Here is a 4,012-nt window from a genome sequence, read left to right as displayed (position 1 = left end):
AGGTGATCATTGAGGGTCCACTCGGCATAGATATCCAGTTCGCGTCCGTCCACATTGCCCAGGCTGCGATCGATGGTGTCGAAATGGAACCCCATCACGCCAAGGTTCAACGTCGGCGTCGGGCTGAGGGCATGATCCTGAGATCTGTGTGGGAGCGGGTTTACCCGCGAAGAGGCCAGCACAGGCAACAGATGTAGCTGACACTGATTTCATCCAGCAATTGCAAATTGCTCTTATTCAAACATCCCCACTTTGCTAAGCTTGCACGCCGGTTTTTCGCTCACGCCCAGGATCCTTGATGTCCTCGTCGCTGTTCAGACTCTCTCCCCTGCTGCTGGCCTTTGCCCTCGCCGCCTGTGACGACGCCCCGCGTTTCACCCAGGCAGAGCCCGGCGAAGCGCTGTCGGGTGGCAAGGCGACGGTGCAGCGCAGCGATCGCAATGCCTATTCCCTGCCCTCGGCCAACCTTTCGCCCGAGCGGCGCCTGGACTTCGCCGTCGGCAACAGTTTTTTCCGCAACCCCTGGGTGATCGCCCCGTCCACCACCACCGCGCGTGATGGCCTCGGCCCGCTGTTCAACACCAATGCCTGCCAGAACTGCCACGTACGCGATGGCCGCGGCCACCCACCCGAGCTCAATGACAGCAACGCGGTGTCGATGCTGGTGCGCCTGTCGATCCCCGACCAGCCTTACCTGGCCAAGGTGGTCGAGCGCCTGGGCGTGGTCCCCGAGCCCGTGTACGGCACCCAGTTGCAGGACATGGCTATCCCCGGCGTGGCGCCGGAGGGCAAGGTCCGCGTGACCTACGCCAACCAGGCCGTCACGTTCAAGGACGGCCACCAGGTCGAGCTGCGTCGGCCCAGCTTGCAGATCACCCAGCTGGGCTACGGGGCAATGCACCCTGACACCCGCTTCTCGGCCCGCGTTGCGCCGCCGATGATCGGCCTCGGCCTGCTCGAAGCCATCCCCGAAGCCGACATCCTGGCCAACGAAGACCCGGACGACCGCAACCGCGACGGCATCCGCGGCCGAGCCAATCGGGTCTGGGATGACGCCCAGGGCAAGACCGTGGTGGGCCGCTTCGGCTGGAAAGCCGGGCAACCCAACGTCAACCAGCAGAACGTCCATGCGTTTGCCGGCGACATGGGCCTGACCTCCACCCTGCAACCCAAGGACGACTGCACCGCAGCGCAAGTCGACTGCCTGGCCGCGCCCAATGGCGATGGCATGGGGGGCGAAAAGGAAGTCAGCGACAACATCCTGCGCCTGGTCACCTTCTATACCCGCAACCTGGGTGTGCCTGCCCGTCGTGACGTGGGTGCGCCGCAGGTGCTGGCAGGCAAGAACCTGTTCTTCCAAGCCGGTTGCCAGGGCTGTCACACCCCGCAGTTCACCACCGCCGCAAACGCGGCCGAACCTGAGCTGGCCGGCCAGGTGATCCGCCCCTACAGCGACCTGCTGTTGCATGACATGGGGCCGGGCCTGGCCGATGAACGTACCGAATTCGCGGCCAATGGCCAGGACTGGCGCACCCCGCCGCTGTGGGGCATTGGCCTGAGTGAAACGGTCAGTGGCCACAGCCAGTTCCTGCACGACGGCCGCGCCCGCAACCTGCTCGAAGCCGTGCTCTGGCACGGTGGCGAAGCCGAAGCGGCACGTAATTTCGTCCTCACCTTCAATGCCGAGCAGCGTGCCGCGCTGCTGGCTTTCCTGAACTCACTTTAAAACGCGCAAGGAGCCGGGCATGTTCCGACCCAAACTGTTGTTCACCAGCCTCGCCGCACTCGCCCTCGGTGCCTGCTCGCCGCAGGACCCGCAAGCCGTGACCTCCGCCGCCATCGCCAAGCAGGTGATCCTGCCGACCTACAGCCGCTGGGTCGAAGCCGATCGCCAGCTGGCCGTCAGCGCCCTGGCCTATTGCGAAGGCAAGGCGAACCTGGACACCGCCCGCGCCGACTTCCTCACTGCGCAAAAAGCCTGGGCCGAGCTGCAACCGTTGCTGGTCGGCCCGTTGGCCGAAGGCAACCGCGCCTGGCAGGTGCAGTTCTGGCCCGACAAGAAGAACCTGGTCGGCCGCCAGGTCGAGCAGTTGGTCAACGGTGACAAACCCGTCGACGCCGCTGCCCTGGGCAAGGCCAGCGTCGTGGTGCGCGGCCTGTCGGCTTACGAGTACATCCTCTTCGACAGCAAGCCAGACGTTGCCACGGCAGAGCAGAAAGCCCGCTACTGCCCACTGCTGGTGGCCATCGCCGAGCACCAGAAGGCCTTGGCCGAAGAGATCCTCAAGGGCTGGAACAGCACCGACGGCATGCTCTCGCAGATGACCAAGTTCCCCAACCAGCGCTACGCCGATTCCCACGAGGCCATCGCCGACCTGCTGCGCGCCCAGGTCACCGCCCTGGACACCCTGAAGAAGAAGCTTGGCGCCCCCATGGGCCGCCAGAGCAAGGGCATTGCCCAGCCGCTGCAGGCCGAGGCCTGGCGCAGCCACGCTTCGCTCAAAAGCCTGGAGGCCAGCCTCAAGGCCGCCCAGGCGGTCTGGGTCGGGGTCGACAACAAAGGCCTGCGTGGCCTGTTGGGCAGCGACCAGAAAGCCTTGGCAGACAAGATCGACGACGCCTACGCCACCGCGCTCAAACAGCTGGCCGACAATCAGAAAACCCTCGGCGAGTTGCTGGCCGACGACGCCGGCAAGCAGACCCTCAACCAGATCTACGACAGCCTCAACGTTGTCCACCGCCTGCACGAAGGCGAGCTGGCCAAGGCGTTGAACATCCAGCTGGGCTTCAATGCCAACGACGGTGACTGATCATGCTGCGACGCCAGGCCCTCAAACTCGGTAGCGTACTGCTCAGCGCCCTCACCCTGGGCGGCTGGAGCCTGTTCCGCAACAAAGGCAGCGAACCCCTGCTGCTCTCGGCGCGCGACGACGGCGATGGCAAGCATTACGCCGTCGGGTTCCGCCTGGACGGCACCCAGGTGTTCAGCACCCAGGTTGCCCAGCGTTGCCATGCCATCATCAACCACCCAACGCTGCCGATCGCCCTGTTCGTCGCCCGCCGCCCAGGTACCGAAAGCTACCTGGTCGACCTGCGCGATGGGCGGCTGCTGCAAACCGTGGTCTCGCAGCCCAACCGCCACTTCTACGGCCATGCGGTCATCCACAAGGGCGGGGAATGGCTGTACACCACCGAGAACGACACTACCGACCCGGGTCGCGGCGTGCTCGGTGTCTACCGTTTCGAAGGCGAACGCCTGGTGCACAGCGGCGAGCTGTCGACCCACGGCATCGGCCCGCATGAAGTGGCCTGGCTGCCGGACGGGGAAACCCTGGTGGTGGCCAACGGTGGCATCCGCACCGAGGCCGAAAGCCGCGTGGAGATGAACCTCGACGCCATGCAACCAAGCCTGGTCCTGATGCAGCGCGACGGCACCCTGCTGAGTAAAGAAACCCTCGCCCAGCAGATGAACAGCGTGCGTCACCTGGCAATTGGCGACGACGGCACCATTGCCGCCTGCCAGCAATTCATGGGCGACGCCGACGAAACCGCCGAGCTGCTGGCAATCAAGCGCCCGGGCGAGCCGTTCAAGGCCTTCCCCGTGCCGGAGCGGCAGTTGCAGGCCATGGCCCAGTACACCGCCAGCGTGGCGATTCACAGCGACCTGCGGCTGGTGGCGCTGACGGCGCCGCGGGCCAACCGGTTGTTTGTCTGGGACCTGGACAGCGGCGCGGTCAAGCTGGATGCGCCGATGCCAGATTGCGCCGGGGTTGGCGCGGTGAAGGATGGCTTTGTCGTCACCTCCGGGCAGGGGCGTTGCCGGTTCTACGATTGCCGCAAGGCTGAGCTGATCGGGCAACCGATGGACCTGCCTTCCGGGTTCTGGGACAACCACCTGCACCTGGCCTGATTATCACCGGCCTTGTAGGAGCGGCCTTGCGTCGCGAAAGGGCTGCGTAGCGGCCCCAGCAATTTCTGCATTAACGCTGAGATCCTGGGGCCGCTACGCAGC

The 4,012-nt window shown here is 65.3% G+C and carries 3 protein-coding genes; all 3 read left to right on the top strand.

What is annotated here, in order from left to right; genetic code table 11:
* Positions 1-298 precede the first annotated feature (298 nt).
* The 3 genes from OO306_RS27720 to OO306_RS27710 are packed head-to-tail and all read left to right on the top strand — an operon-like array spanning position 299 to position 3,910.
* Entirely contained in the window at positions 299-1,726 is a 1,428-nt protein-coding gene (locus OO306_RS27720) for a di-heme oxidoredictase family protein (protein ID WP_099430351.1), read from the top strand.
* 19 nt (positions 1,727-1,745) lie between these two features.
* Complete coding sequence (locus tag OO306_RS27715) at positions 1,746-2,810, top strand: imelysin family protein (RefSeq protein WP_099430352.1); 1,065 nt, start codon at positions 1,746-1,748, stop codon at positions 2,808-2,810.
* Between the two features lie 2 nt (positions 2,811-2,812).
* On the top strand, positions 2,813-3,910 hold the full coding sequence (locus OO306_RS27710) for a DUF1513 domain-containing protein (RefSeq protein WP_238209490.1): 1,098 nt from the start codon (positions 2,813-2,815) through the stop codon (positions 3,908-3,910).
* The last annotated feature ends 102 nt before the right edge of the window (positions 3,911-4,012 follow it).

The sequence above is a fragment of the Pseudomonas sp. DCB_AW genome (assembly GCF_026240895.1).
In the GTDB taxonomy this organism is placed as follows: Bacteria; Pseudomonadota; Gammaproteobacteria; order Pseudomonadales; family Pseudomonadaceae; genus Aquipseudomonas; species Aquipseudomonas kermanshahensis.
The sequence above is the reverse complement of the archived record's forward strand: the minus strand, read 5'-3'. Positions and strand labels throughout refer to the sequence as shown.